Origin of the sequence: Dyella humi (assembly GCF_044904605.1) — a bacterium.
Taxonomy (GTDB): Bacteria; Pseudomonadota; Gammaproteobacteria; order Xanthomonadales; family Rhodanobacteraceae; genus Dyella_B; species Dyella_B humi.
On sequence record NZ_JADIKI010000022.1, the window covers coordinates 1,086,265 to 1,112,123 of the forward strand.

Annotated in this window: 22 protein-coding genes; 14 read left to right on the top strand and 8 right to left on the bottom strand. The window is 50.1% G+C overall.

Going from position 1 to position 25,859, the window contains the following annotated elements; all coding sequences use genetic code 11:
• Positions 1–914: 914 nt before the first annotated feature.
• Together ISP18_RS09755 and ISP18_RS09760 are read left to right on the top strand one after the other, a co-directional pair.
• Positions 915–1,217 (top strand): hypothetical protein, encoded by a 303-nt coding sequence (locus tag ISP18_RS09755; RefSeq protein WP_380010145.1) that lies wholly within the window; start codon positions 915–917, stop codon positions 1,215–1,217.
• Between the two features lie 19 nt (positions 1,218–1,236).
• Complete coding sequence (locus ISP18_RS09760) at positions 1,237–1,998, top strand: hypothetical protein (protein WP_380010148.1); 762 nt, start codon at positions 1,237–1,239, stop codon at positions 1,996–1,998.
• A gap of 35 nt (positions 1,999–2,033) precedes the next feature.
• Here ISP18_RS09760 and ISP18_RS09765 read toward each other — a convergent pair whose 3' ends face one another.
• Entirely contained in the window at positions 2,034–3,281 is a 1,248-nt protein-coding gene (locus ISP18_RS09765) for a hypothetical protein (RefSeq protein ID WP_380010151.1), read from the bottom strand.
• Between the two features lie 14 nt (positions 3,282–3,295).
• Positions 3,296–6,034, bottom strand: coding sequence for a UvrD-helicase domain-containing protein (locus ISP18_RS09770; RefSeq protein WP_380010154.1), 2,739 nt, complete (start codon positions 6,032–6,034; stop codon positions 3,296–3,298).
• Positions 6,035–6,471: 437 nt separating this feature from the next.
• Between ISP18_RS09770 and rmuC the strand changes: the two genes are divergently transcribed.
• The 4 genes from rmuC to ISP18_RS09790 all read left to right on the top strand — a co-directional run bounded on the left by rmuC (position 6,472) and on the right by ISP18_RS09790 (position 11,115).
• Positions 6,472–8,097, top strand: a complete 1,626-nt coding sequence (rmuC, locus tag ISP18_RS09775) for a DNA recombination protein RmuC (RefSeq protein WP_380010157.1) — start codon at positions 6,472–6,474, stop codon at positions 8,095–8,097.
• A gap of 61 nt (positions 8,098–8,158) precedes the next feature.
• Complete coding sequence (locus ISP18_RS09780) at positions 8,159–8,395, top strand: hypothetical protein (RefSeq protein WP_380010160.1); 237 nt, start codon at positions 8,159–8,161, stop codon at positions 8,393–8,395.
• Between the two features lie 56 nt (positions 8,396–8,451).
• The gene (locus tag ISP18_RS09785) at positions 8,452–10,338 is read left to right on the top strand and encodes an ATP-dependent nuclease (RefSeq protein WP_380010163.1); all 1,887 of its coding nucleotides are present in this window, start codon (positions 8,452–8,454) and stop codon (positions 10,336–10,338) included.
• Positions 10,339–10,389: 51 nt separating this feature from the next.
• Positions 10,390–11,115 carry a hypothetical protein gene (locus tag ISP18_RS09790; protein ID WP_380010165.1) on the top strand — a complete coding sequence of 242 codons (726 nt, stop codon included), beginning with the start codon at positions 10,390–10,392 and terminating at the stop codon, positions 11,113–11,115.
• Positions 11,116–11,374: 259 nt separating this feature from the next.
• Here the strand turns inward: ISP18_RS09790 and ISP18_RS09795 are convergent, their stop codons facing one another.
• Entirely contained in the window at positions 11,375–12,100 is a 726-nt protein-coding gene (locus ISP18_RS09795) for a hypothetical protein (RefSeq protein WP_380010168.1), read from the bottom strand.
• Between the two features lie 211 nt (positions 12,101–12,311).
• Between ISP18_RS09795 and ISP18_RS09800 the strand changes: the two genes are divergently transcribed.
• Positions 12,312–14,330 carry a MobA/MobL family protein gene (locus tag ISP18_RS09800; protein WP_380010170.1) on the top strand — a complete coding sequence of 673 codons (2,019 nt, stop codon included), beginning with the start codon at positions 12,312–12,314 and terminating at the stop codon, positions 14,328–14,330.
• A gap of 29 nt (positions 14,331–14,359) precedes the next feature.
• On the opposite strand, the gene ISP18_RS09805 is transcribed toward ISP18_RS09800, so the two are convergent.
• From ISP18_RS09805 to ISP18_RS09820, 4 genes are all read right to left on the bottom strand, one after another.
• Positions 14,360–15,232 carry a hypothetical protein gene (locus ISP18_RS09805; protein WP_380010173.1) on the bottom strand — a complete coding sequence of 291 codons (873 nt, stop codon included), beginning with the start codon at positions 15,230–15,232 and terminating at the stop codon, positions 14,360–14,362.
• A gap of 126 nt (positions 15,233–15,358) precedes the next feature.
• A complete protein-coding gene (locus ISP18_RS09810) occupies positions 15,359–16,288 on the bottom strand; it encodes a hypothetical protein (protein WP_380010176.1) in 930 nt (309 codons plus the stop codon).
• A gap of 60 nt (positions 16,289–16,348) precedes the next feature.
• A complete protein-coding gene (locus ISP18_RS09815) occupies positions 16,349–16,696 on the bottom strand; it encodes a hypothetical protein (protein WP_380010179.1) in 348 nt (115 codons plus the stop codon).
• Positions 16,697–16,756: 60 nt separating this feature from the next.
• Positions 16,757–17,512 carry a hypothetical protein gene (locus tag ISP18_RS09820; protein ID WP_380010182.1) on the bottom strand — a complete coding sequence of 252 codons (756 nt, stop codon included), beginning with the start codon at positions 17,510–17,512 and terminating at the stop codon, positions 16,757–16,759.
• Between the two features lie 128 nt (positions 17,513–17,640).
• On the opposite strand from ISP18_RS09820, the gene ISP18_RS09825 reads away from it, so the two are divergent.
• The 7 genes from ISP18_RS09825 (at position 17,641) to ISP18_RS09855 (ending at position 25,294) form a co-directional block, all read left to right on the top strand.
• Positions 17,641–17,943: a helix-turn-helix domain-containing protein gene (locus ISP18_RS09825; protein WP_380010185.1), complete on the top strand. Its 303-nt coding sequence runs from the start codon at positions 17,641–17,643 to the stop codon at positions 17,941–17,943.
• Between the two features lie 66 nt (positions 17,944–18,009).
• On the top strand, positions 18,010–18,921 hold the full coding sequence (locus tag ISP18_RS09830; RefSeq protein ID WP_380010188.1) for a hypothetical protein: 912 nt from the start codon (positions 18,010–18,012) through the stop codon (positions 18,919–18,921).
• Positions 18,914–21,559 carry a hypothetical protein gene (locus ISP18_RS09835; RefSeq protein ID WP_380010191.1) on the top strand — a complete coding sequence of 882 codons (2,646 nt, stop codon included), beginning with the start codon at positions 18,914–18,916 and terminating at the stop codon, positions 21,557–21,559. Before ISP18_RS09830 ends, ISP18_RS09835 begins: the two co-directional genes overlap by 8 nt.
• 469 nt (positions 21,560–22,028) lie before the next feature.
• Positions 22,029–23,693 carry a site-specific integrase gene (locus tag ISP18_RS09840; protein ID WP_380010194.1) on the top strand — a complete coding sequence of 555 codons (1,665 nt, stop codon included), beginning with the start codon at positions 22,029–22,031 and terminating at the stop codon, positions 23,691–23,693.
• A 123-nt stretch (positions 23,694–23,816) separates the two neighbouring features.
• A complete protein-coding gene (locus ISP18_RS09845; RefSeq protein ID WP_380010197.1) occupies positions 23,817–24,371 on the top strand; it encodes a hypothetical protein in 555 nt (184 codons plus the stop codon).
• Between the two features lie 83 nt (positions 24,372–24,454).
• Complete coding sequence (locus ISP18_RS09850) at positions 24,455–25,021, top strand: hypothetical protein (protein WP_380010200.1); 567 nt, start codon at positions 24,455–24,457, stop codon at positions 25,019–25,021.
• Between the two features lie 57 nt (positions 25,022–25,078).
• Entirely contained in the window at positions 25,079–25,294 is a 216-nt protein-coding gene (locus ISP18_RS09855) for a hypothetical protein (protein WP_380010203.1), read from the top strand.
• Positions 25,295–25,437: 143 nt separating this feature from the next.
• On the opposite strand, the gene ISP18_RS09860 is transcribed toward ISP18_RS09855, so the two are convergent.
• Entirely contained in the window at positions 25,438–25,839 is a 402-nt protein-coding gene (locus ISP18_RS09860; protein ID WP_380010206.1) for an H-NS histone family protein, read from the bottom strand.
• Positions 25,840–25,859 lie beyond the last annotated feature (20 nt).

Genomic DNA, 25,859 nt, shown 5'->3' on the forward strand with positions numbered 1-25,859 from the left:
CTTGCTTCTAAAAGAACGACAGACAATTGAACAACCATGGTGGCTGAGTATGCCGACCACGCTTCATAAATTCAGAGAGGAAAATGGCTGCCGGAGTTGCAAGGATGCTTTCTCCGGGACAAGCAGGAGCGTTCTTTAAAGATTCCCTTCTCACATATGCCCCTGGAATATCTGTTTGAACAAAACCGGCTTTTAGAGGCTGCTGCCAAAGCAGTCTGTTTTCGTCCCGCGCCTATTCTGCAAGTCATTGCGCCGATCGCTATGTAGGGTAACGCCGACAAGACGTGTAAGCATATTGCCAATCACCAAAGAAATGTCGCTGCTTGCTTACGGCGCAAGAGTCAGTTGCTTACCCACCGGCGGCGAGCACGCCGACTCTAAAGTCATTCGTGCGCGTACATGCGCGATGTGGGGGGAGAAGCGATACGATGTTGACTTATTCTTGATTACGCGAGCCGATTGATGTCGTGGGCGACAACGCAGATTTCCCAATAAAAAACGCCCGGCAAGAACATTGCCGGGCGTTTGGCTTTTGGTGGAGGTGGCGGGATGGCGAAATCGGCCCCCTCATCCACAATCTAAGTCTATAAAAATTCTGGATTTCTTATAGACCTGACGGCAAAAATTCAATGCCCCACTTGGGTGCATCATCATAGCAAGGTATCTCCATGCTGAGATGAACCCCGATGATCCAGATTCGTGGGAATCAGCAAGGTTTTGGACTGCCTCAAAAGGCTTCGTTAGGGGCAGTTCGATTCCCTCGATAGGAATCGAACCTGCGTCCAACACCGTCGATGGCTTTGCTGGCCGTTGGATGACCTCATTGCCACCCAAGCGCCTTCGGACGCGGGTTCGACTCCCGCGTCTTCTATCCAAATGGGGCACGATGTCTCCACCACCACGGGAGAGGGGGAATGGCCACCATTACGTTTCCGTCCAAGGGCTATGTAAAGGGGCAGAAGGCAACACCTGTTGCCTGGATCTGCCATGTGTTTCTCTTGGATGATGAGACTTTTGTGCTTGATTTTAAGGACGAAATGGGGCTTCGAATGACGGTAGCGGTCATTGATGAGCTTGGTCGCATCAACCGTCTTCAGGATGAACCAGGGGTGGAGTTCGTATGGGGCGTATCTGCAATACCGATATATGCGATCAACTATCTTAGGTCGAGAGTTCATCGACACACACGGGGCGGTTATGGCGAGAGAACTATTTGAGGTATTTGAGAAACAACCTGTGGATATCGATAAGCTCTATGGATGGTTGAGAGATGGTTCACTCGCTCAATGGGCGCAGGGGATGGACTGGCAGACGTTTTGGGAGGATTACAGGCTTGCTGATGAGACGCGTGATCGTTCCCAATTTGCGCTCGATACTGCGTTGAACACAATGTTGCAGGATCACTATGAGTCATCGCCCTCCCAAAAGCTTCTTGATCTCGTTTCTTTCTTTCGTGAGAAGGGAGCGAGTCCCTACAAGGTGTCGTTGGAGAATCTTTCTGACGAAGAATACGTGTGTGTTGTTTTGGAATACTACTTCTTCGCATCGCATTACGATAAGAGTGTCGTAGTAGAGATGAATACGCGTTTGGAAAGGGCCAAAGACGTCTCTGCTTGGAGCAGAGGCGGACAGTCGATCTTGGCGTGTGCTCTATGGGGGAAGGTGCCGACTGCGATGGTAAAGAAGCTTTTGGAGTTGGGCGCAAGCCCCTTTGACGCCAGAACTGATTTGGGAATGTACAAGCAAGGTAGGCCACTTCTCGTCAACCAAATCACTTGTGTTGGAGAAGTCGAAGACATCATTTTCGATGCGATGGTCGATCAGGTGGATGATAGCATCTTGAATCTATATGAGCCTTTGAACGATGAAAAGAGAGATGGGCTTGAGGCAGCTCAAGCAAGAAAACTGAAGCAACGATTGCAGAAAGCCATCCCGGAAGTAGAAGGCAAGAAGGATGGCGAAGGAGATGGAAGGTCTTCGAGAAAAAAGCCTCTTTGATCTTTTCGGCGCGGTACGTCAGAGAGAGATGCGTGTCAGTCATCCTCGATTGACTCATTTTCATCATCCTCATCTATCTTTAAGCGTAAGGAGATCCTTCCTAAGACACCTTCAATGGCGTCCTGTTTGTAATTGTGGCGACCGTGCTTCTGAGGTAGAACGATTTCCGTGATTTCACTGATTTTTACATGGTTGGCGTAAGTGTCATGTTTTGTTCCTGCCAAGGAAACGGCTTCTTTTCCGACGAATTTTGCTGTGTCAGAACAGTCCGCGCATACATACGTACTTCTTTGCCTTTCATACCTGTCTTCAGAATAAAAACAGAGCTTTTCCAATGGAAATATCCAGTTATTGTCTTTTGACCGCTTTCGCACAGTGTGCGCTTTGTAACGATGACATCCTGGACAGGTCCAATTGTCAGGAACATTCCCCCACTTGGACTTATTGGATACCTTGGCGACGTGTTCTATTTCACGCATGGTTGGCCAGATTTTTGGGGAAGGATGGCGAGTCTGCCTCCATGATGCGGTATTTTGCAATGAAGGCTCACTTCTTCCGCACAGAACATCCAGAGTACCCATGTAATTGAAGTGTCTGGCGAGGGCTCGCGCCGTTCGTTCAACTCGTTGTGGTTGTGCTTCTTTGAGACCTCGTTGGAACCAGTGTTCATTGCTGGCGGCGATATTTGCGATCCTATCTATAACCTTCATCCTTAGGTCATAGCTAGGCTTGCAGGCTTCCCACGCGAGCCTTGCCTCGTCGGTATTGATAGCGTGTGGTTTGTTAGGGAGCGCTTTGATAAAACTTCGAATTTCCGTTGGGGAGAATGAGAAGTCGTCCGGGGCACCAATGACGGATTTTGCATCGGGATCTGCATTGTTGCAGTCGTTGCAAATGATTGAGTTGTCGTAGGACGAGACCATTGGGGCCGAGCGCTTGGCAAATTCTTCGGCCAGATCGTCAGCAATGATGCTATCTCTAGACGTAGAGTGAATTCGAAACCGCTTTTCCAGAACATCTGCCATATGGTCGTGATGTTCAACGAGCCTGCACATCAGTGCGCCATTTTTGTTTAGGCGAACGATTTCAGGCTTTGTTCTACCGCAAGCAGGGCATGACCACGATTGTGGAGTCAAGGCCCACCAAAGGGTCATATCAACGGACGAAGTTTTGAATTGTTTTAAAAGTTGTTGTGTTTGTGGGGACATGGCGCCATCGAGAGAAATGGTGCCCTTCGTCACCAGCTCAATGAGGCGTGTAGGATCGAAACGAGAATCTTCCATGGTTGAAGTTCGTCTTATCGGTTGGAGATTTTGGCTTTTTTTTGACATGTTGGATAGTTCGTGCATCCCAAGAACATCCCATATTTACCTTTTCTTGGTACGAGTGAACCATTGCATTTCGGATCAGGGCATGGCGTTGTATGGCCAGGTTCTCCGTCAACACTGGTCACTTCGAGCCCCATGGTCTTGGTCAGTTCAACTAAGAAAGGGGAGTGGCGGTGTTGAAGGCTCAGAATGGTGATGCCACGTCTGGCGCGTGTCAGTGCCACATAAAATAGACGGCGCTCTTCAGCAAAGGGATACTCATCCCCTGAAGGTTTGGCAAGCTGGAGTACAGGGTCATCCTCGATTGTGCTGGGGAAGCTGTAATAACCAGATACGAATCGAGGGAGGAAAACGTAATCTGCCTCCAGACCTTTGGAGCCATGGACCGTATGGAATTCGACTTCGATGTGGTTGGATAAGCTTGTCCAGTTAGGCAAGAAGGCGCGGTCTCTTTGGTAACGCCCCAATACATAGATGCTGACCTTTCCGTTTTTCCCGGGCGGAACCGCACCCGAGTCGATACCTTGGCTAATGCGCCGCCAAAGCGTCAGTAGAGCGCCCGCAATATGGTCATCGGTCGCAACCTCGATAGCCTGGACAGCAGGTCCAACTGCTGGCGTGGTTGAAACAACCCTTTTCTTGAGCTGCACAGGGTTGACCTGCACAAAGCGGCTGGAGATGTCGCAGATGGATTGAGGGCATCTGAAAGTGCGTTCCAGCCGAAGGGTATGACCCTTTCCGAACCACTTCTCAAAGTCGGTCATGACAGAGAGGTCGGCACCTGCGAAGCGGTTGATGCTTTGCCAGTCATCTCCGACTGCAAACAAGTGGCGTCCTGGCTTCTTTACTAATGCGTGAGCCAGCCTAGCGCGAGCGCGACTGGCATCTTGAAACTCATCCACCATAACTAATTTATAGCCAGGATCGTAACCCGACTCGATTGCATCAGCGGAGAGATTCAACATGTCCTCAAAGTCGATGGCGTCGTGGCGACGAAGGTCGTCTTCCCAAGCCGCTCTGATGCGTTTGAAGAGCTGAAGAAATAGGGCGTGGCGATAGTGGAATGCACCTACCGACTCATGCTCTAACCTTTGCCTTAAGTCTTCATCGGAAAGCCGATTACTTTTGGCATGTGTGAGGAAGGTGCGGAATGTTTGAGCCAGGTCTTCATTTTCAAGTACCCGGCGCCCCGAAACTGGTCTATCTGGGTTTGGATCAAGTTTGATGCCACGTTTGGTGAGCTCTTGAGCCAGATTTGTGAACGCACGACCTGACCACAAATCCGCCATGGTGGTTTCAATCAGGTCTGTGCCGTGCTGGCGGTGGAGCGCCTTTTTCCAACGCACGCCATCCAGATAGTTGTAGAAGGTTTCAGGTGGTCGACCTTGATGATCCAATGCCCAATGCTCGTGATAGGTCTTGGTGGCTGGATAGTAAAAGTCGGGCTTGTAGCGACGGTGTTCGGAATCTGCGGTGTCTACCACGTAGGGAGCTTCATACTGATAGTCCACCCCGTTGTAGAAGAGCCAATCGGCAATTAGCCGCTCACCTTGGCTTTTGACTACGTTCCCGTCTAAGGTACGGAAACCTGTAGTGCTGGTTTCTTTGTTCCAGTCTTCAGGGTTTTCCTCCTCTTTTCCAAACTCTGGCAAGTCACGCCCAAGAACGATACGGAAGAGATCCCAATGCATCCGGAAGTTGAGGTCTTTGTCCTTTAAATCATCGACGAGCTCAATCAAATGGCGAATGTCGTCGCCACGTTCAAGCCAAGGGGCAAGGGTTGGCCTTTTGCCTGTGGCCTTGCCGATGACATCCAGACCAAAAGCGTGGAAGGTCTTAGCTCGAATGCTTTCGGCGGGTAAGCCTAGGGGAGAAAGTCTTGCCTGAATGCGCGTTTGAAGCTCTTCAGCAGCATCGGCATTGAAGGCCAAGAGAAGGATTTCGGATGCTTTGAACAAGTTGCGATGAAGGGCATACCCCGCTTTGGCCACCATGGTAGAAGTCTTGCCAGACCCTGCTGAGGCAATGACCAAGACTCGATTGTCAAAGCAGAGAACCGCACGCGATTGTTCTTCAGTAAGCGGTGTTTTCTCTACCCGGTCGAAGAAGTCTTTACAAGCCTTGAGCTCCTCCTCAACAAGTCGCTTGTTTTGTAGCTCGACAACCTTCCGAACATCTTGTTTCCAGAATTGGATGGCTTTCTTGTCCAATTCTGTTTTACGAGAAAGATATTCGGCTACAACGGGATGGGAGAGCTCTAGGTCAAGGGTGGGTTTGCTTTGTTGCCAAGCTTGAATGTGTCCTTCGGTATGCCAACGTCTCTCTCGACGAAGCGAAATCATCTCTTTGGCAGTGCCGTTGGACCACTTCCGTATGGAGGGGAGGTCATCATCAAATCGACGAATCCTTACGAGGTTGGCTTCATGCCGCCTGAGCTCTTCGAGGGCATTGCGAAATGCATTTTGGAGTTCGATGGCCTTTCGGTTAGGGATGCCGTTCAACGATGCGATGACTCGGGTGCTCTGAACCAAGGTCACTTTGGCCCAGAAAAAACCGGGAATCGCTAACAGTTCCAGTTCCCCAATAGGGGTCAAGGACACCCGACCTTGTTGCACCAATCGAAGGTCCGAGCCTACGAAGCTGAGTTCCCAGTCCTCGGACTTGGCGAAGGTTTTCCCCCAATGGCTTGGCCCCCAGGCCTTTTCCATGGCATACCCCTGTTGATCTGTAGGGTAATTCTTGCCGATTTATAGGCCTTCGCTGTAGTGGGGCCAAGTCAGGAAGGGCTTGCCTGACAGCCTGAGATCGCAATCCAGGAATCACATTCCCTTCACATCTTGAAATGGTCCACTATGTGACGAGAGTCTCACTTAAGACTCGGGTGGTGACAATCTAAGGACACGGTCAGAAGTGACCGAAACACGCATACAGGGGGCTGTGAGCGTGATAGGGGAAATTCAACTTAGGCATGCCAACACCTTGGTGGGGACATCGGGGAGGGTTGGCCGTTGCCGTCTGGAAAATAAGTTCGGTTTCCGAGGTCTTAAGCGGTCTGTTGGTCAAGGGCCGTTGACTTTGTGCGCGTCTGGGCGCGTGCGACCCGTATGTCCATATGTTGTCTGAATGATGTTGGCCTGTAGGGGGTATGGAAGGTATGCCTGTATGGGGATGGCTATTATTTGCGCTGGTTGTGATTGTTGCGTTCGTCCTGAATTGGATGGCAAGACGTGAGCTTTCATCGACCCAAGTTTTACTGAGAAACGCAGAAGTCGAAGCAGCTAGGTTGCCTGACGCCTTAGAGCGGGCAAGTCGTGCTGAGTCTCAAGTTACCGAACTGTTGCAGTCCGTAAAGGATGGTGCCGTAAGAGAGGCGACCGTGAAGGCGCAAGCCGACGAAAATAAAAAATTACACGATCAGGCGGTTCAAGCGGCGGAGAAATACGAGTCCCTCTACTCAGAGTCGAAGTCCAGTGAAGATTCGCTCAGGCGAAAGTTGGCGACCTCAGATGCAACACTTGAAACAGTTCGAACTCAACTGAGTCAAGTTAAGGGTGAGCGTGATGGCGCGCTGGAAGACGTGAAAAAGCTTAACGTTGATTTCAAGAAGCTCGGTGAGGAGCATGCGAAGGCTGCGGCTGAACGGGATGCTGCAATGTCTTCACTGGAAGAAACGAAGAAGTTCTTGAAGGATGCGGAAGTGCATCTTCGAACGGCTTTTACTGAGGCGGCCAGCAAGGTCTTTGATGAAAAAGCCATTGCGCTGGATCAGCGCATCAAGGATTCCTCTGAAGTCTCCAAAAAGGGGTTTGAGGAAACACTCAAACCATTCTCTGAGAAGGTCGGTATTTTCCAAACGAAAATTGAGCAGTTCACCACCGAGCAGGTCAAGGAGCGTGCCACCTTGGTTGGCACGATTGGCGAGCTTAAGACCCTCAACCAAAATATGGCGGATGCCACTGGCGCTTTAACTAAGGCGTTAAAAGGGAATGCCAAAGCGCGAGGGGATTGGGGCGAACTCATTCTGGACACTGTTTTAAAGGCATCGGGTTTGGAAGAGGGCAGGGATTACGACAGGCAAACCCAATCTTCCGATGAAGAGACGGGGGAGCGGGGACGCCCAGACATCACTATCAATTTCCCAGATGGAAGGCGGTTGGTTGTTGATTCCAAGGTCAATCTGGTTGCATGGGCTGAGGCGCAAAATGCGGAAACGGTTGAAGCACAACAAGATGCGCTTTCCCGTCATGTGGTGGCGCTTCGTCAGCATGTCCGCGACCTATCGGAAAAGAATTATCCAAAAATCCTCGGTAAAGATGCTCTAGATACGACGGTTCTTTTCGTTCCTATAGAGGGTGCGCTCTCGGCTGCTTTGACCATCAATCCGGATCTGCAATTGGAAGCGTTTTCCAAAAAAATTGTTTTCGCTTCTCCCAATACGTTGATGGCCATACTTCGAGTTGTAGAGAGGCTTTGGACGCGAGACAAGCTCCAGAAGCAGGTCGACATCATTGGGACGGAAGCAGGGAAATTGATGGATTCTCTTGTTTCATTTCTTGTCGACTTCGAGTCAATCGAGAACCGCCTCAAGCAAGCTGGAGAGGCGTACGCGACTGCAAAGAATCGCTTGAGTGAGTCGCCCCAGTCCGTGATGTCGCGAGGTAAACGCCTAGTGGAAGCAGGGGTTAGAGGTAGAAAAGCCTTGCCAGAAGAACTTAAACCTGTTGCTGGAAGTGACAGCATTCCACTGATTGAACAGGAAGGAGAGCTCTAGTGCTTCAACTTAACCGAAAACATGTCGTTTGACACTTCATCTCAAAGAAGAGGGAAAGTTCATGGCGCTATACAAGAATGCAAATTACGTAGAGAAGAACGACGACAAGGCTTTTGATGCAACGCATGAACCTGGAGTTCAAGCCCCGTATGCTGGAATTTACAAATGTATTACCTGTGGTAGTGAAATTGGCATCGCGCAAGGCCACGTTCTTCCGCCACAAGGTCATCATCCACACGCTGCTGGATTAGGGCCCATCAAGTGGCAGTTGGCGGTTTATGCACAACATAAGAAGTGATGGTTTCATTTTCTTATGGGATTGGTCGCGGCTAAAAGTGGAAAAGGGGGCGTGGTATGCCGAACACTTCGAAGCTGGTTCGCATTGCTGTTAGGAATATTGGCTGCATCGGCAATGACAGTCTAACTGTTGAACTTGACAACATTGTCTGTCTGGTTGGAAAAAACAATTCAGGGAAATCAACCATCTTAAGAGCCTATTGTCTGGCACAGGGGGCCGAAAGCTTCGTCCTTGATAGGGACAGATGCCAGGCCGCTCCCGATGAGGCTCCGTGCGAAATCGAATTGGACGTTCATATCCCGACGGGTATTGGCAACGTCGACGAAAAATGGAAGAGGATAGAAGGCGATCTTTTGATTGTCCGAAGTCGGTGGCAATGGGCGCCGCCTAGTTATGAAAAAGTTCGTATGACCTGGGACCCAGAAAAGGGCGATTGGTCTGACGAAAATGCTGGTGGTGCTGACAATGTATTTAAGTCTAGATTGCCCCGGCCTTTGCGCATTGGTTCACTTCAGGATGCCGAATCCACAGAGAAGAGCCTAGTCGCTTTGGCTTTGGCACCTCTTCAAAGGTTGATTGAAGAGGAGAGGCTTCGGACTGGATCTCAGCTCTCAGGCGCTCTCGGCTCTGTTTTGGACAACATCGCGCAGCTCAGCACGGCCCACGAAAAACAGTTCAACGAGATAGCTCAAAAAGTCACGGCAGGGTTCCAGGGTGTATTTCCGACAATGGATGTGCGGCTTAACGTCACGCCTATACCAGTCCAACCCAAAGTCGAATCTGGGTTGAGGGTAAAGGACGGTGGGGCTGACACCTCAATTGTTCAACAGGGAACAGGAGCGCGTCGAGCTCTCTTCTGGGCGATGCTTCAAGTACACAATGAACTTACACGGACTAAAGAAAGTCGAGATAAGTATAGAAAACAGCTTGAAGCGGATATCAAGAAGGCGGAAAAGCCAAAAGGCAAGCAAGGTGTTGATGAGGACGCATTGAATGCACTCAAGGCACAGCTTGCTGCATTGGATGAGGGTGGTCCTATACCTGTAGATGCTGACGACCCTGCTTTGCCTGGTTATCTTCTGTTGATTGATGAACCAGAGAATGCTCTTCATCCCATGGCCGCCAGGGCCGCTCAGAAGCATCTGTACAAATTGGCTGAGAGCCCAGATTGGCAGGTGATGATGACGACGCACTCGCCATATTTCATCAATCCTTTCGAAGACCACACAACCATTGTGCGTTTAGAGAGGGATGATAAGAAAGGGGCGGTAGGGCCCAAGACTTATCGCTCAGATGACATTACGTTTGAGGGGGACGACAAGCAGCGCCTTCAGGCAATGCAGCACCTCGACCCAAGTCTTGCTGAAATTTTCTTTGGTTCGTATCCAGTTCTCGTAGAAGGGGATACCGAGCATGCTGCGTTCATTGCGGCCATCGTTGAAAAGCAACATGAGTTAGCGGCCATTGTGACGGTTGTCCGTGCTAGGGGTAAAGCAATCTTGCCTGCACTGATTTCAATGCTGGAGCACTTCAAAATCGACTTTGGCGTTGTTCATGACTGCGACCCACCTTTCAAGAGCGACGGAAGTAAGAATGGGATGTGGACGCAAAATGAGCGCATCCATGAAGCCGTGGAAAAAGCCCGAAAGTCGGGGGTGACGGTTAGGCATCGTGTAAGCATTTTGGATTTTGAGAGGTACCTCGGATACGGCGAAGAGACCAAGGACAAACCTATTGCTGCCTATATGGCGGTGAAGGAAGACTCACAAGTCAGTTCTAGGGTTGAAGGCTTGCTCAAAGAGCTTCTCTCTTCTGAACAGGTTGAGCCGTTCACCAAGGACGAATTGAAGGACGATGCCTATGTGGTGGTGCTTAACAAGAAGGCGAAGGAGTGGGCGGCGGAAAATGGTTTGCAGGACGACCTTCGATTTGTGGGGAAATAGGGTTGCTGTTCGCAATCTAATACGATTCATGAACTTGTTAATGGAGGACATGTGAAGGCTTACTACCCAAGGACCCAAATCATTCGTTGGATGATAAAAACCTTTAATGTGCTGACTAGCTCATCGGCTTCCTATTCGATGAGAGTCGGCGTTGATAAATATGACAACGGTGATATCGACTTAAAAGCTCGAATTCGAGTTAAGTCACAGCCAAAGGATGACGCGGGCCTCCCTGCTGCCAGGAAGACGGGCCGAGGGGTGTCTTTATTTTTCTTTGTCGGCTTCATTATGGCATCTCTCGCAACCGTAGTTATTTATTATTTTTTCGGAGATGAGAGGCGCGATGGGATGGAGTTTGCATGCTACATACTGCCATCGATTGCCGGAATATGCGGTGGTATTGGCTTGTTTTACAAGGATATTGAAAGGTCAATGTTTTGGGCGTCGGGCTTTGCATTGGTCGTTAGTTTTGCTATTTACATTGCAGATCATACGGATTCGTTTCTCACGACTTGGGCGTGCGTTGCAGCTGTCGTCTTATTGATGGCCATGACATTATTTTTTATGGTTATTAGGCGTCCAAGTGTTGGGGTATCAAAGGCCGTTCGTGGTTTTGAAGTTGCGCTTTCCGTTTGCTTGCTTATGGTTTCAGGGATCGCCGTCTTTTACTTTTCAAAAAATGCCATTTATCTACATGGCTGTGTTGGAAGTAAATCAGTGCCCTGTTCCGCTATATATGGCCATCACGAGGCACCCGATGCTCATAAGAATGGTTAGTGACGATATTATTCTTAACATCAGTTTAGTGTCTTGATCATTCATAAATATATCCGGATTAGATTTTTCTATTTAAATAGATAACAGATAGTTAAGGCCAGTCAAGAGGGTGAGAGCGCGTCTTAGTGTTCTCCGAACACGACGCTCAAAGCAGAGGCAAAAGTAGTAACGCTAAGCGTTCAAGAAAACGCCACCGAATTTGGTGGCGTTTTGCATTGAAACTTATCGCATCGGCAGTGGATAGGATGGATGTGACTCATCAGTTTCCGTGGCAGATGGCTGGGCGAATGCTCGTCATGAACGATTGAACCTGCGGCCCTGCAAAGGTCAGCATCGCCCAGGTCAGCCCCATGAAGATGGCTGCGCCGACGAGCTTGCCACTTGATGAGGTCTTGCCCAGCCATTGCTGGATGGAGTTGTCGCTATCGAGGAAGTACTGCGAGATGGAGCGGAATGAGTGCGGCATCAAAAGAAGCAAGGAGAAGACCATGCCTAGCGCCGCAATAAGGTTCTCTGATGAGACAGACTCACCATAAGCATTCAAGGCACACCAGAATGTATGTGGACCATCGGCCTGGCTGACAATCTCAGCAAGCCTTTCTGGGTAGTGTTGCCAAGTGTTGTAAGTGAAGGCAGTCAGCACACCAGACAGGGTGAAGGTTCCTGACTCTTGCCAAGGCCGCTCAATGGGTTGCTTGTACAGAAGCTGGAGCGCCACCGACACCAAGGGAAAAATGGTGCCTAGCCCAGCCAGAATCATCGCGCCTGCGTAAAACTCGTTGGCATACTTCGTAAAAAAGTAAGTTGCGATGACTAGAACGATGACTCCGACGATTCCATAAGCAAGGGGATGTACCTCGCTTTCCGAATTCCTGTGACCACCGTTGTTGTTCGTAATGCGGTTCTTTTGAACCACCACCGTATTGCCGGTACCGATGGCCACGCCATCACCACTGACATTGATGCCACTGACGTCTCTTGCCATTTGATTCCCCACTGTCACAGGCCTATTCCTGCGTAGGACATGTCTGACAGGGTTCTGTCTCGTGGCTTGAGACACTCCAAAAATTCTCCTTGGAAATTTTATTTCCGTGACGGGGTTGACAGAATTGTGGATTCTGGTTGGATGGGGCAGATGCTAAGGCATCGCACACAGGTCAAGGATTGATCTAATGCTTTACTGTCACGGAGGACAAATGGAAGTACATGCTCACGCTCGCCCCCACCTCGAAACCCACACCCGTTCTCAAGGCCACTCAGCAATTGCTGGGGCTGCCTATCGCCTCGGGCTCAAGCTCGTCGACACCCGTACTGGCATTTGGCACGACTATCATCGGAGGTCTGTCCGAGGCGAAATCGTCTTAGCGTTAACCATTGCTCCTGAGGGCTCGCCCGATTGGGCGGTGAACCCGCAGGAAGTGTGGGGGCGGGCTGAAGCCAGCGAGCGACGCAAGGACAGCCAAGTGGCTCGCGATTTTCGGGTGCCACTGCCATGTGGCCTCTCATCAGACCAGGCTAGTGCAATGGCCCAGGAAATGGGGCGTTTCATCTCCGACAGCCTCAAGACTCCGGTCTCCATCGGTGTTCACCGCGATTCCGAGGTCGATGTTCTTGGTGAAAAGAAGAAGGCAGAGAAGGTTGGCTATCACGCACATTTGTATTTTCCAACCAGACGCTTGGCGTGCTTCGAAGAGGTCGGGGAAGGGAAAGAGGCTGACGCCTTTGGTGATTCCGATGATGCTAAGGTGACTGGATTTGGCGGGAAGCTCACCATTCTCTCCAACAAGCGCACGTCCGCAGAGTTTGTCGAACGTCTCAATACCAAATGGGCCGAGCTTTGCAACACATTCGCCAATGATGCTGGGTTGCGTGCTGACTACGACCATCGCAGTTATGCTCGCCAGGGTGTCGACATCACGCCACAGCCAACGGTTGGGCAAAGTGCCACTGCTTTGGAGAGGAAAGGTGTGAAAACTCGAAAGGGCGCTCAACTTCGCGAAGCGCTCCAGGCTTCTGGGAAACAGCTCGCAACTGATGACCAAGTTTCAAACATGGACCCTGAGGAGAAGCAGACAGATGCATCCATTGAGCAATCCGTGGAAGTTATTCCCGTCATCCCAGAAGTGAGCGAAGCCAGATCTTCGGAGGTAACGCCAATAGTGCTACCTGAGCCTGACTTTTCTGCCTTCAATCCTGCCAGCAATGTGCTGTTCCTAGATCAACTTCGACAGCGTCGACAACAGCAGGGCGTCTCGGGCGAACAGTCTTCAGGAGGGTCACAAGGGCCTGCCGTAGGGAGCAGCACGGCTCCAGTCGTACCGTTTAAACCCAAGCCCCGAAGAGACCCTCTCATTGCCATTCCCATCGACACACCTGGTGAGGACAAGTCCTCTTCAGCGGGTAGTTCGAAGAGTTGGTTGCGCGAGGTGGAAGACAAGCCTTCATTAGAGGTGCTGGCACGACGGCATCGTTTGGTGGTGGTGAAGACGGACTCGTTGGCATCGAAACTGGAAAAAGTTCTTCCGCAATCGACGTCTGCTTCTGAGAAAGAGCGAGTCAGACAAAGCCTGGCTTTGGTCGAGTGCTTGGAAAAGGTGTTGGCCACCTTAGAAGCAGCTCAAGACGATGAGGAAAAGAAGGCCCAAGCCTACGAGCGAGGCAAGGCCGCTGCGTTGGATGCGGACTATCAAGTCGACCAAGCTCAGGCAGGCCAGAAGGTCGCGCAAAACAGACTCGACCTCTGGATGCGCAATCGACCCATGCCCTATGGGCTCCTCGGCATTGTGGAACAAGGGAAGAAACGTCGATTGGAATTGCAGGAGGATGTCCAATGGAAGGATGGCTTGGTTCAAGCAGCCAAACGGGCTTCCGAGCGATTGCATGCTTTTTGTCAGGAAGCATCACGAGCCTTGCTTCGCGTCCAGGCCTTGCTCATCGAGCTCAAAAGAGAGCTAGCTGTGACAGCTGTGGACCTTCGCTCCCGAGATATCCGCATCTTCAAAGAGTTTTCGAAATGGCTTTGTTTGCGCCAACGGAAGATGTTGGAAGAGGCGCTTCCAGGGCCAACAGAGTCTATGGGTGATATCGATGCAGACCTAGGGGTCGTCGAAACCAGTTCGGGAACAGGGGGAGGCGGGACACCCAAAGGCATGCCGCCCACCAAGAAGCCTGTTCCAAAAATACTGCCCGAGCTGGGGAGGAAGATGAAGCGATAGGGGCTGTGCGGGGACCACGCTTTCTCGACCTATTTGGTCGTTGTTTCGTTCTTCTTCTGTGACTTCATGATTTTTATGACGTCAGAAATTTTCCCGAACTTAACGGAGGATAGATCGTCACTTATTTTGACCGAGGTGCTATAACCATTGTAGTAGCTGATGCTGTCGCAGAAATAGTTGTGGTAGGCAGCCAGCCAAGCATATTTGGCAAATACTGATGGAGAGCTTTGGTATTCCTTCAGTGCTAGTTCGATCTGAGATTTGTGTACAAATAGGTCATCCCAATTGACCACCGGAAAGTCTGAGTCATCGATGCTTTCCATTAAATAGTTAATAAAAAATCTTCCGTCAGACCCAACCAGTACATCTTTTTCCTGAGGAGAAGAGTTTCCCGCATAGTAGCCACAATGATGGAGAACTAATCCCATGGCATCATCAGACAAGACGACCACAGGGTTCACTGCAATTTTGCTCTCCAAAGAATACGCTTCAATGAGTGCAGGGCCGTACACAGAGTTTTCATCAACGAAAAGGTCCCCGACTGATAAGCCTCCTCGAATGAAGAAGCCATGTTTTGCCATCTCAAACTGGTATTCCGAGAGGGACCAGAGGATGAAGCCAAATTCCGACTCCATGTCATCACTAAACCGAGGGTGGGCTAGGATGACATTGTCAGTAAACGACTTAAAATAAAGCAGCGACTCGTTCGAGTCGTTCTTCAACGAGTCGATGCGGTTCTGCAATATCGCATGAAATTTTTGAAGCAATTCGTCGCCACATCCATCTTTGAAGCTGGCAGAGATTCGTTCTGAGAATCCAAGGACGTCGAGGAATGCACAGTAAGACGTCTTGTGTACTGGATTGTCGCCGTCGAAATAATCTCGCTTTTGGAGTGTCTTCATGAGCGGGTTGCTAGCCTCGGATCAGTGGTGTGGGGGCGATGACGCTAAGACCATATGTTGATGCCTAGTTTAGCGAGGCTGAGTTCTAACTCAACCAGATCTTCAATGATCTTAGGAGTCATGGCCTTACCCTTTATGTGAGGCCATTTGCGCGGTGAAGGGCTGGCTCTTCGCCCAGCGCCTGCGAATTTCATGCAGTCGGGCGATGTGTTCCGAAGACAGCGAAAATTTTTCCATCCATCCATTGGGAAACATCACAGTGAGAGTGGTGCCGTCTCCACGAAGCTGGTCGAGGGAAATGGCATGCATGTCATGGCTTCCCAATGACTTGAAGAAACCCTCGCCAGTCTTGCCCAAGACCAAGTAGCGAATGTTCGGGGCAGGGGTGTAATCAAAGAGCTCAAGTGGGTTCTTCAGTTGTTTGACCAGGATGTCTTGACGACACTCTTTCAGAAGTCGCTTGCAGGAATTGTCCCATTGTTGGCGAACAAGCTTCTCGTTTGGACTCAAGATATGGCGATGCGCATGGACCCAGCGTTTAAAGGCATTGGCTCCACGGTCGGTCATTTGAAGAATGGTGACCGCGCGCTCGGTCTTCATTTGCTGAAGACTGTGGTTGGTCGCCCACTGTTGGTAGTAGTACAAGAGAGGGTCGATTTCTTGGATGCTCACCGAAGTTCCGAGTGAGCGCTCCTTGATTACCGTTTCCCAATATCCCTCCCGACCACGACTGATGTCTCCACTCGAGAACCCGTCGCCTGTGTGATAGATCGTTACACGGTCAAGCGTGCCAGAGCGCCATTTCTGCTTGGTTTCGGTGAATTTACGACGATGAAAAGAGAACAGACCGCACCCGAGCTTGACGGTATGGCTGACGAGTTCATCGCGACACTCCAGATGAACCAGGCCATTGGCCTTGTCCAGATAGATGTAGCATCCATCCGCTTTGAACAAGCTCTTCCTCGGGCGAATCACCCACTCGTAGACCATCCAAAGCACAAACAAGAATGGAACAATGCCGATAACCACCTCTGAAAGCAGGTCATTCATATCCATGCGCAGGTTCCTTGCGTGAAGTTGCTGTGTTGAGGAGGCGGGGGAGACAATCAGCTGTGATCAGTTGTGGGTGCTCTGTTCCCAATATTTCAGGTAGTGACCACTCGTATCGAAAATCAAAGCAAGCGTGTTGGTCTGCGTGTGAGGTCCATGGCCGATGAAGGCCCCTGCGATGGGGATGAAGGACTTGGCATCCATTTGTTCTGCGGAATAGCCATACGAGAGCATTGTCGTGCCATCGGTATTGTGCGTCGTGCTCTGGGGGTAGCCAAACAAACGCTCTGCATCTTGAACCGTGGAGACACCAGGTTTGAGTTCATCCAATTTGTTTTGGTCAATCTTTGCCCCACTGGTTGCACAAGCTGTCAGAAGGAGTGAGAGGGCAAGCAATGCGAAAATCTTTTTCATGGACGCGTCCTGAGTAAAGCCCTTGGTGGCGCAAGGGCTTGGATGAGAAGAGGGGAGAGGTCAATCCACGTCGATAGACGCGACCGTTTTGCTGTCCTGCTGAAGGTCCTGAAAATCGATATGAAGATGAGTGGCCGTGGCGTTGATTTGATTTTTGGATGAGTCGATGCCATCGACGAAGAAGTAGTACGTGAACATCAACTTCAAATGAAAGTTGGCGCGAAGCGACTCGATGGTGTGAGCGACATTGGTGTCCACGACCTTGACGTCGCACATGCTCGGAGTTGGATTGATTTTGAGATAGATGCCTTGGCTTGCTTGGTAGGCGAACTGTCCACATCCATCAATATGAAAGCTCTGGCTTTGAAAGTCGTAGGGTTTCAGCAGTGCAAAGGTGCCAAAGGGTTGTTCGGTTTGCAGGATGAAATACTCGAGCTTCCGATACTTCTCCAAAGTGGCATTCACCGTCGGAAGGTCAGCAGTCATGATGTCGTGCTTTTTAAACGCATCTGACTCGTTGAAGTATTTAGGAGAGAAGAGCTTCATCTTCTCATCGTCATTGGGTGGGTCTTGGAGCCTGGAGACATAGACATAGGTCAGCCAGGACGGGTCATCCGCCCTGGTGTAGTCCGAAAGCGGGGTGCTCGGGTCGGCTTTGGGACCCTGGTCACCCTGACTCAAAGGAGCTGGTGGTTGGGCCTGGATGTTTCTTGATCCTTGGGAGGCTGAGGAGGCGGTCCCACTAGACCCTGACCCTTGGGGGGAATGCCCGCATCCCGCTAGCAGGGCCAACACGATCCCAAGAAGTCGCTTCATTGCTGTCCCCTGTCTTGATTTTGGTGCGACCGATCTTACCTGTATATCAGGTTCAAGTCTGAAAATCAGGTAAACCAAAATTCGGTAAAGACTTTCGACTTTCTTGGCATCTGTGTGGGCCAGTTATCGTGAAAGTCACCTCAGTCCACCGCCCAGAACATACCGCATTGGTTGGGCTTCTAAGGGAGTTGCGTCTGAAAACGGGGCTCACCCAGGGTGTGGTAGCTGAGAAGCTAGGGATTGCCCAGACGGGTATCTCAGACGTGGAAATCGGCGTGAGAGGCGTCGACTACCTGTTGGTCCGAGACCTGTGCCAGATCTATGGGCTCAGTGTGGCTGATTTCGATGCGCTACTAAAAAAGCGCCTACTCAATGAGAAGATTGAGCCAGCTCTGCGAATCAAGAGAAAGGACAGCAAGAAGAGGCTGTAGGGGGAGAGATGTAAGCTTCATTGCTAGGCCGCTCTTACACGGGGCATCTTTCTTACAGGGGAAGGCATGGCAGGGCGAAGGAAGGACATCAGCAATCCCGCTTCGACAGGCGGAATCGGACCGTTGTTCGAAGCCCGTGTTCAAGCCACCTTTGTTGGTTTGATGCTTACAGGTGGCTGTTCGCCTTTACTGCGACCTTGGCCTATCAACAAAATAAAGTTGCAAGGAAAGGTTGATGGGTTTGACACGGATGACTTGATCGTCTTTGTCAAAGATAAAGAAAGTTCCGAGCAGAGAAAGCTTCTTGCACAAATCAAGCATTCGCTCTCCATCTCCAAGAAAGATCCAACCTTCGCGGAAGTCATTCAAGCTGCTTGGGACGATTTCCATGGCGATGTCTTTAAGAAAGATAAAGATGCGATTGCTTTGATAACGGGGCCGTTAAGCCAAAAAGACTTTCATAACACAAAATGGTTGTTGGAGCAGGCCAGGGTTACGGAAGATTGTGATGAGTTTTTGGAGCGGCTAAAAAAGGCGAAATTTAGCCCGCCGTACTGCGTTGAAAAATATGATGCCTTCAAACATCAGATTTCCAGTGTGAATGGTGGAAGAACTGTTTCGGATGAAGATGTCTACGACTTTCTAAGTGCGTTCCACTTACTTGGATATGACCTGGGTGGGCAACTCGGAGTCGTTCAATCTCTCTTGCACTCTCACATCGGACAACTTTCAGATCAGTTGCCTGATCTTGTCTGGTCCAAACTCGTCGAGTTCGTCCAGGAGTGGAACAAGAGCGCGGGCACAATTGTTCTGGAAAAGGTTCCCAAGGACATCGTAGAGCTCTTTAGGAAAAAGATCACCCATATGCCAAGGGGTGTGTATGTTGAACCGAAAGATCAGCCTACAACCAATTTATCCAATTATCCAAACCACGACGTTCTTGCCATTCTCAACCTAATCGGGGGATGGAATGAGTAAAGAAGCCGACCGCGATATCGTGAAAGTGATGGTGAAAGAGAGCTATGACTCTTTCATCAGCAAGGTGAGGGAGTTGTATCAGGGTGAAGATAGTCCCATCACTTTGCGTGACGGTCAGTGGTGGGTCAAAGACAGAAAGACATTTTGGGATGAAGCTGCTAAGCACGTCTACGATGATCATCTGGTGGCCTTCCAGCAAGCAGTAATCACTGTTCTAGGTGAGCGTGATCCATCGTTTGAGATTGAGAGAGACCAAAGATGGTTTTTGACGGGTGGTGTGGACGGAAAGGAGCTTTCATATTCGCACCGGCTCAGAGAAAGCATGGCCGAAACCCTGGCATTGATGAGTGTGTTTCCAGAAGCGCTTCAGAATTGCACGAAAGGGAAGCCTGAAACAGTTGTGGTCAACGTAATGCGAGAAACCCTCCTTAAGGCAGACTGGGTATTGTGGGGAAGTCTTAATAGCCTCCTTCCCATGTTGGCTGAGGCGAATCCAGAGCTATTTCTCCAAGCGGTTGATATTGGTCTTCGGCAAGAATCGTCTCCATTTTTAAAGCTGTTTCAACAGGAAGGCGATGGCTTCACAGGTCGGAACTACATGACGGGGTTGCTCTACGCACTCGAAATGCTGGCTTGGCAGGAAAAGTACTTGGTTCGTGTATGTGTAGTCCTTGGCGCGCTTGCCCAAATGGACCCTGGTGGTAAGTGGGCCAATCGCCCAGCCAACTCTCTCATCACCATTTTGCTCCCCTGGTTACCACAGACGATGGCTTCCGTCGAAAAGCGAAAGGTCGCAGTGAAGACGTTGTTCAATGAATATCCAGGCGTGGCAAGCAGGCTTGCCTTCAACCTTCTTCCAAATCAAATTCAAACATCGAGCCCCACGCGCAAGCCTCTTTGGCGAGAAAGGGTCTCCGACGATTTTGAGCGAGAAGTCAGTCGAGAAGAGTATTTCGAGCAAGTGAGCAACTATGCTGAGATGCTCATCGACTGGGCTGGGTACCAACCTAAGTACCTCAACGCCTTGGCCGAGCAATTGAACAACTTGCCAAAGCCATCCCTGGAACGGCTTTTAGGAGTGCTTTCCTCCGAAGAAATACGGGACATATCTCAAGAAGACCGTTTGCTGTTGTGGAATACGCTTACCAGCTTTACCCGACATCATCGGCGTTTTTCGGATGCGGATTGGGCGCTTCGAGGCACTGTATTGGATGCAATTGATAGGGTTTCTGAGAAGTTTTCTCCGATTGATCCAAGGTATCGATATCGAGTGTTATTTTCGGGTAAGGACTTCGACCTTTACGAAGGAAATGATGACTTTAGTGAGCAAGAAAAGAGGCTAGAGGAAAAGCGCACCGAAGCCGTCAAAGACATATTTACCCTTCATGGTATAGATGGAATCATCAACTTCCTCGAGAGCGTTGAGGAGCCTCGTCAACTTGGCTATTCCTTCGCCACAATATCAAGCAAGGAGGTCGACGTTAGTATTCTTCCAAGCCTTCTCAATGATGAAGAAAGGAAGAAATCTCAATTTTCAGCAGCCTACGTTTTTCGACGTCATCAGTTGCTTGGATGGGACTGGGCAGCGGGTGTCGTCAAGAAAGACTGGTCCAAAGAGAGCCTGGTTGCCTTTCTGACATCGCTTCCTTTTACGAAGGAGACCTGGACGTATGTTGAGAAATGGCTCGGAGAACAAAAGGAGCTGTATTGGCGCACAGCTCGAGTAGACGCATATCAAGTCAACGAAGAGTTCGAGGAAGCTACACGTAATCTCTTGGACAATGGAAGAGCCACAGCAGCGGTTAACTTCATCTATATAGCGCACTTCCGCCAGAAGCACATCAATCCTGACCTTATCTATCGAGCCTTAATGGAGGCAGGAAGAAGTGTAAATTCGGTCGATGCGACGAATGCATACTACGTGGTCGAGTTGATTGGAAAACTCCAGAATTTGCCTGATTTTGATGAAGAGAAGCTAGCTACCCTCGAGTGGGCGTACCTTCCACTTCTTGAAAGCCATATGAGGGCCTCGCCTAAACTTCTGGAGAGGAAGCTGGCGAGCGACCCTGATTTGTTCTGCAAGGCTATCCAGATGGTTTTTCATCGTGATGATAGCAAGCAGGATGGTAAGCAACCGTCTGAAGAAGAGAGAGAAAAAGCAACCAACGTGTGGCGCCTTCTTCGAAATTGGCGGATTGTGCCTGGAACCAAAGACGATGGAAGTGTGGACGGCACGAATTTCAACGCGTGGCTTCATCAGGTTATTGATAGCTGCAAAGAATCAGGCCATCTCAGTTCGGCGTTGCACGCAGTAGGCTTTGTCCTAATTCATTCTCCAGAAGACGAGTCTGGTCTGTGGATTAAGAGGGAAGTCGCTAGCGCTTTGAACAGAGATGATGCTGAGGTGATGAGAAGGGGGTACTGGAGTGCCGTCATCAATTCCCGTGGTGCTCATTGGGTTGACCCAACTGGCAAACCTGAAAAGGAGCTTGCTCAGCAATTCAACCAAAAGGCTGAAGAGGTCGAAAACGAAGGGTTCCACCGCTTCGCCATTACGCTTCGAGGGATTGCAGAATTTTATGAAAAAGAGGCGGAAAGAATCATCGATCAAAATAAAAGTGAGGGCGAGGGAATCTGACTATTACAGGCACATAAGACAAGAGGTCATCCATGACCCGAGATCAATCCATTGTCTGATACTGGAATATAAAAAAAGCGGCCTGAGACAGGTTGTTATGTAATTTATAAGATTTTAATCAATATACTTTCTATTCTCTCTCTCCAGTTTGTTGGCTGAAATTTTTGATTTTTGAAAACGAAGGCTGGCTAAACATAATTTTCTATCCGAAATTTTGTTGATAATTCATCTTGCCAATCTTTAAGCACCTGTCAATGCGGGTGGTTTCTGATCTCCACAGGAAAAATGAGATCACCATCGCACTTTTTGAAAATCACAAATGGCGCTGTGAAGCCATTTGTGAGTTATTCCGCATTTACATAATGATCGGTGTTGATCACTGTTGACAGAGGAATTTTTTTAGTTACAACAGCGCTCCCCATTTAAACGCCACCTAATATTTTCGGGGAAGGTGGCAGTAGGAGCGTTTATGAAACAACAATCTGTAATAGAAGACATCGCATCTCATCATTTTGAAGTGACGCGTATCGTGGCAAGGTCCACTGATGACCGAAATGCCATTCTGGCAATGCTGGAAAAGGAAGGATGGTTCAAGAATTACAACCCTCCATTTTCTCGGCACGAATCTCTGCCTCATCTGACATCACCCCCACCCGTTGCATTGCCCATCGTTCCAGCGTCCATGCAACCGTTGCCAGAAAGTGTCCTCACCATCACCGCTGAGCCCTTGGTCTCGAGGCAGTGGGCATCGTGTGGGGAAGTGACTGGTGATGCTCAGCCGAAAGAAACCACTGCAAACGCTATCAAGCCAGTCGTTGAGCCAACCCCTGAGAAGTGCTCGAGCGAGGAGAAGGCAGAGAACATCCCGAAGTCCTCAGAGTATTTCAGTGTGCTGGCAAAGGCCTATGTGGACAACAAGCTTCGGAGCGCGAAAACCCCAGGTCAGCGGGAATCTGCCTTTGATGCGTATCGTGCCTTCACGCTCTTCCTTCGCATCATCGGGGACAAACGCGTCGATGCTGTCTCCACCGCCGATATCTCCAAGTTTGCCAATGCTCTGGAACGTTGGCCGAAGGGTGGGGTGGATAAGCCTTGCTACTCGGAAATGAATGCCAGGGGAATCGTCCGGTATGCCGAGAGGAACAAGCTTGAGACCTTGGGGTTGGCCACCCAACGCAAGCACATCTTGTATCTGGACGTGCTGTTCAATGATGCACTCGATTGCAAGCACACCCGAAGCGGTCCCATGAGGCTCTTGGATATGAGCCGTTATGAAGAGAAGATCCCCCGCAAGAAAAAGGATTTTTCCAAGAAGAACATCGAGACTGTGTTTGACGCATCCATCTTGGCAACCATCAAAGACCCCCTCATGTACTGGGGGCCTCTCATCGCGATGTACACGGGCATGAGGTGCCAAGAGGTTGCTCAGCTTTACACCGACAACATCGAACGAGTCGAGATGCTTGATGAGAACGACAATCCCATTGAACTCCTGTGCATCGACATCTCGCCCGATGAAAAAGGTCAAAGCATCAAGAGCATCCATTCAAGACGTCTGCTACCTGTCCACTCCAAGCTCATTGAGGCTGGCCTTGAGAAATACGTGGAAGACATTCGGAAATACGGGTCTCCCTATCTGTTTCCATGTCAGAACTGGTCAGGCTACAAGCGAAAAAAGCAGTTGAGTGGCTGGTTCAATGGGGACCATCTGAGGGAGACCTGTGGCATCGACAACAAGCGCATCACCCTCCATTGTTTTAGACATACGCTAACCACCATGGCAGATAGAAGGAACGTGCCGAGGGGAGTGGTCGTGAGCATCAATGGCCATAGTGATGGCAGAGGCGTCGATGAGCGATTTTATCGTCAGCGTGCTGATGCGCTGGAATGTCGAGAAGCCTTAGAAAAACTACCGTTTCCTGAACTCAACTTGCCTGTGTATGTGCCAGGACGATTTGACGTCTATCTAAACACTTTGAAAGTGACTGAGGAAAGTATTCAGAGGCGCATCGCAGAAGGGATTCCACTGCCCAGGAAACGAGGCCGCCCTTCTAAAGATCCTGAGCGCTTGTGCGAGGAGGGGCCTTGGAAAGAATCTCATGTTGGTCAACAGGTCAAGACCGACGAGGAATGACTGTTTTAACGTCTATTTCTACAGATGTGGTGGAAATATCGAAATTGTATTGATTACAAACCTTGACGGTGTCTTTGAATCAAGTAGAAATGCCGTCCTTTTTATTATTATTGGAGAAATTAAATGTCTAGAAAAGAATTCAACAAATATAGAAAATATTATGCGTCAAAGGGATGGATGCTTCGTTATCAGCCCAACGGAGGGGACGCCAAGTATGTCATTGAGCGAGATGAGGATGAAGACGAAAGCGAGGACGATTGTCTCGCAGCGGGCAGTCTCGAAGATCTTTGGGACGAATGGTCTGAGCTTGTGGCCAGTTGTGCTGAGTTCCAAGTCATACTTGGTGTCTTGAAGCAATGGGCTTTTTCAACATCTTCCGAAGAGCAGAAGTCCGTCCGAGGCTTCATTGAGGGTGAGGCACTGGAAGAGGATCTTTGGGTAGCCATGGAAGATGCGCGCCAAGATGAGGTGCTCACGAAGGATATAAGGCATCACGAATCGTTGGTAGAGGAAATATCTTTCCGCTACTTTCCAGAAGGTGTCTTCGACTATGAAGACATGCCTGAGTTATTGCGCGAGGAAATTGGCGATTACGTTACCTCGCAAGAGCGTTCATGGCTCGACAGGCAATTGCCACCGAGTGCGTCATTGACGATGGAAGGACGGGCACGCTTGTGATGTTCGGTTTAAGGCCGGTGCATGGGCAATGGCCTTGACAACAGGCGAAATGTTGGTTGGATGATTTCATTTGGAGCTTCTCCATGCCGAAATTATCCAACCACCGCGCTAAACAGTACTTTCCTGACGAGAATAGAACTCGCACGCTTCTCGAAGCGTTCGACTTGGCTTTGTTAGAACCTGACGAGCAACACCGCCTGTGGGGTTACCGTTGGATACTGGATATTCGAGGGGTCAAACATCCCTGCGAAGCTGAGAACAGTATTTGGGCTCATTTCTCGGTCTATACACTTTGGTGGTACGACAACGCTTTGCAGTACGACCATCTGACGTCCCGGTATCGGAATGGTACCGAGGTGGAGCGTCAAACCATTCGGGATTGGGTTGAGAGGGGCGCCCAGGCCAGTGAGCTACCCTATAAGGCGGAAGTCTCAGGAGATTTGGCTTGGCGGAGGTTGGAGCCTTGGGATGAGAGATGGCTTGCCGAGGTCAAAAAGAAGCACGGTCATCCTTTGTTCTTAAGCGCCCGTTCTCTCGAAGATCATCTGAGAGAAGCCATTCAAGTGATAGATGCCGAGCGAGAACGTGATGCACTGCGTGAACAACTTCCATTGGGTGATAAATCGGCATCGCTGGGGATGCGTATTTAGAGGGGAGGGAAGGACTATCATGGTCCTGCCTTCCTCTGACTCATCGAGGTGACCAGCATGGCAACCATCGAACTGCGTGACCTTCACTTGGTGAAGAAAGCTCTCGCCATCGCTGTCTTGGTGATGGAAAGCCAGAGCGGGCCGTTCAAGTCTTCCAGCGATCAGTTCGATATGAAGCTCCTGCTTGAGCGCCTGACAAATGATGCTGAGCTTGAGCATTACACGCGAGCTGCTTTGATTGCGGTCACGGGTAAACCATCAGAAGGCCAATAAATGTCGGTTCTGCTATCACTAGATGGATGCAGGCAGGGCGACATTCTCAATCTGTGCCAAAGAAAAAGCCCCAAGGCGAAACTTGGGGCTTTCTTGTGTCTTGACGTATGTTTTAACGGCGGACTTTTTTCCGCGTCGCCTTCTTAGCGGTTTTTTTTGGCCGCCTTCTTAGCCACCTTCTTGGTAGCCTTTGAAGCGCCACCAATCAGCAGGCTTTCTGCGGTCACGCCCCGCTTCTTGAGTGCTGCTGTAAACCACAAAGGGGAGCGACCCCGGCCGGTCCAGGTCTCAGAAGGGTTCTCGGGGTTGCGATACTTTGGTGCCACGGAACCCTTGCCGCCGCGTGGTCCTTTCGGGCCCCTCTTGCCTGTCCCATGTCCCGGGTAGACCTCATCCAGTGTCAACCCACTGCTTTGAAGGATGGCATCGATCTTTTCCCTGACCGTTTGAATCTGACTCGCCTGTGCTGCCTGCATTTGAGACTCGGCATTTGCGATGAGTGCTTGAAGTTCCTTGGGGGAGAGGGATTTCAGATCGACTGCCATGCATGGTCCTTGGTGTGTTG

Coding starts and splice junctions, on each gene's coding strand:
- ISP18_RS09755 (WP_380010145.1), top strand. CDS start 915: ATGGCCACCATTACGTTTCCGTCCAAGGGCTATGTAAAGGGGCAGAAG.
- ISP18_RS09765 (WP_380010151.1), bottom strand. CDS start 3,281: ATGGAAGATTCTCGTTTCGATCCTACACGCCTCATTGAGCTGGTGACG.
- ISP18_RS09770 (WP_380010154.1), bottom strand. CDS start 6,034: ATGGAAAAGGCCTGGGGGCCAAGCCATTGGGGGAAAACCTTCGCCAAG.
- rmuC (WP_380010157.1), top strand. CDS start 6,472: ATGGAAGGTATGCCTGTATGGGGATGGCTATTATTTGCGCTGGTTGTG.
- ISP18_RS09780 (WP_380010160.1), top strand. CDS start 8,159: ATGGCGCTATACAAGAATGCAAATTACGTAGAGAAGAACGACGACAAG.
- ISP18_RS09785 (WP_380010163.1), top strand. CDS start 8,452: ATGCCGAACACTTCGAAGCTGGTTCGCATTGCTGTTAGGAATATTGGC.
- ISP18_RS09795 (WP_380010168.1), bottom strand. CDS start 12,100: ATGGCAAGAGACGTCAGTGGCATCAATGTCAGTGGTGATGGCGTGGCC.
- ISP18_RS09800 (WP_380010170.1), top strand. CDS start 12,312: ATGGAAGTACATGCTCACGCTCGCCCCCACCTCGAAACCCACACCCGT.
- ISP18_RS09805 (WP_380010173.1), bottom strand. CDS start 15,232: ATGAAGACACTCCAAAAGCGAGATTATTTCGACGGCGACAATCCAGTA.
- ISP18_RS09810 (WP_380010176.1), bottom strand. CDS start 16,288: ATGGATATGAATGACCTGCTTTCAGAGGTGGTTATCGGCATTGTTCCA.
- ISP18_RS09815 (WP_380010179.1), bottom strand. CDS start 16,696: ATGAAAAAGATTTTCGCATTGCTTGCCCTCTCACTCCTTCTGACAGCT.
- ISP18_RS09820 (WP_380010182.1), bottom strand. CDS start 17,512: ATGAAGCGACTTCTTGGGATCGTGTTGGCCCTGCTAGCGGGATGCGGG.
- ISP18_RS09830 (WP_380010188.1), top strand. CDS start 18,010: ATGGCAGGGCGAAGGAAGGACATCAGCAATCCCGCTTCGACAGGCGGA.
- ISP18_RS09835 (WP_380010191.1), top strand. CDS start 18,914: ATGAGTAAAGAAGCCGACCGCGATATCGTGAAAGTGATGGTGAAAGAG.
- ISP18_RS09840 (WP_380010194.1), top strand. CDS start 22,029: ATGAAACAACAATCTGTAATAGAAGACATCGCATCTCATCATTTTGAA.
- ISP18_RS09845 (WP_380010197.1), top strand. CDS start 23,817: ATGTCTAGAAAAGAATTCAACAAATATAGAAAATATTATGCGTCAAAG.
- ISP18_RS09850 (WP_380010200.1), top strand. CDS start 24,455: ATGCCGAAATTATCCAACCACCGCGCTAAACAGTACTTTCCTGACGAG.
- ISP18_RS09855 (WP_380010203.1), top strand. CDS start 25,079: ATGGCAACCATCGAACTGCGTGACCTTCACTTGGTGAAGAAAGCTCTC.
- ISP18_RS09860 (WP_380010206.1), bottom strand. CDS start 25,839: ATGGCAGTCGATCTGAAATCCCTCTCCCCCAAGGAACTTCAAGCACTC.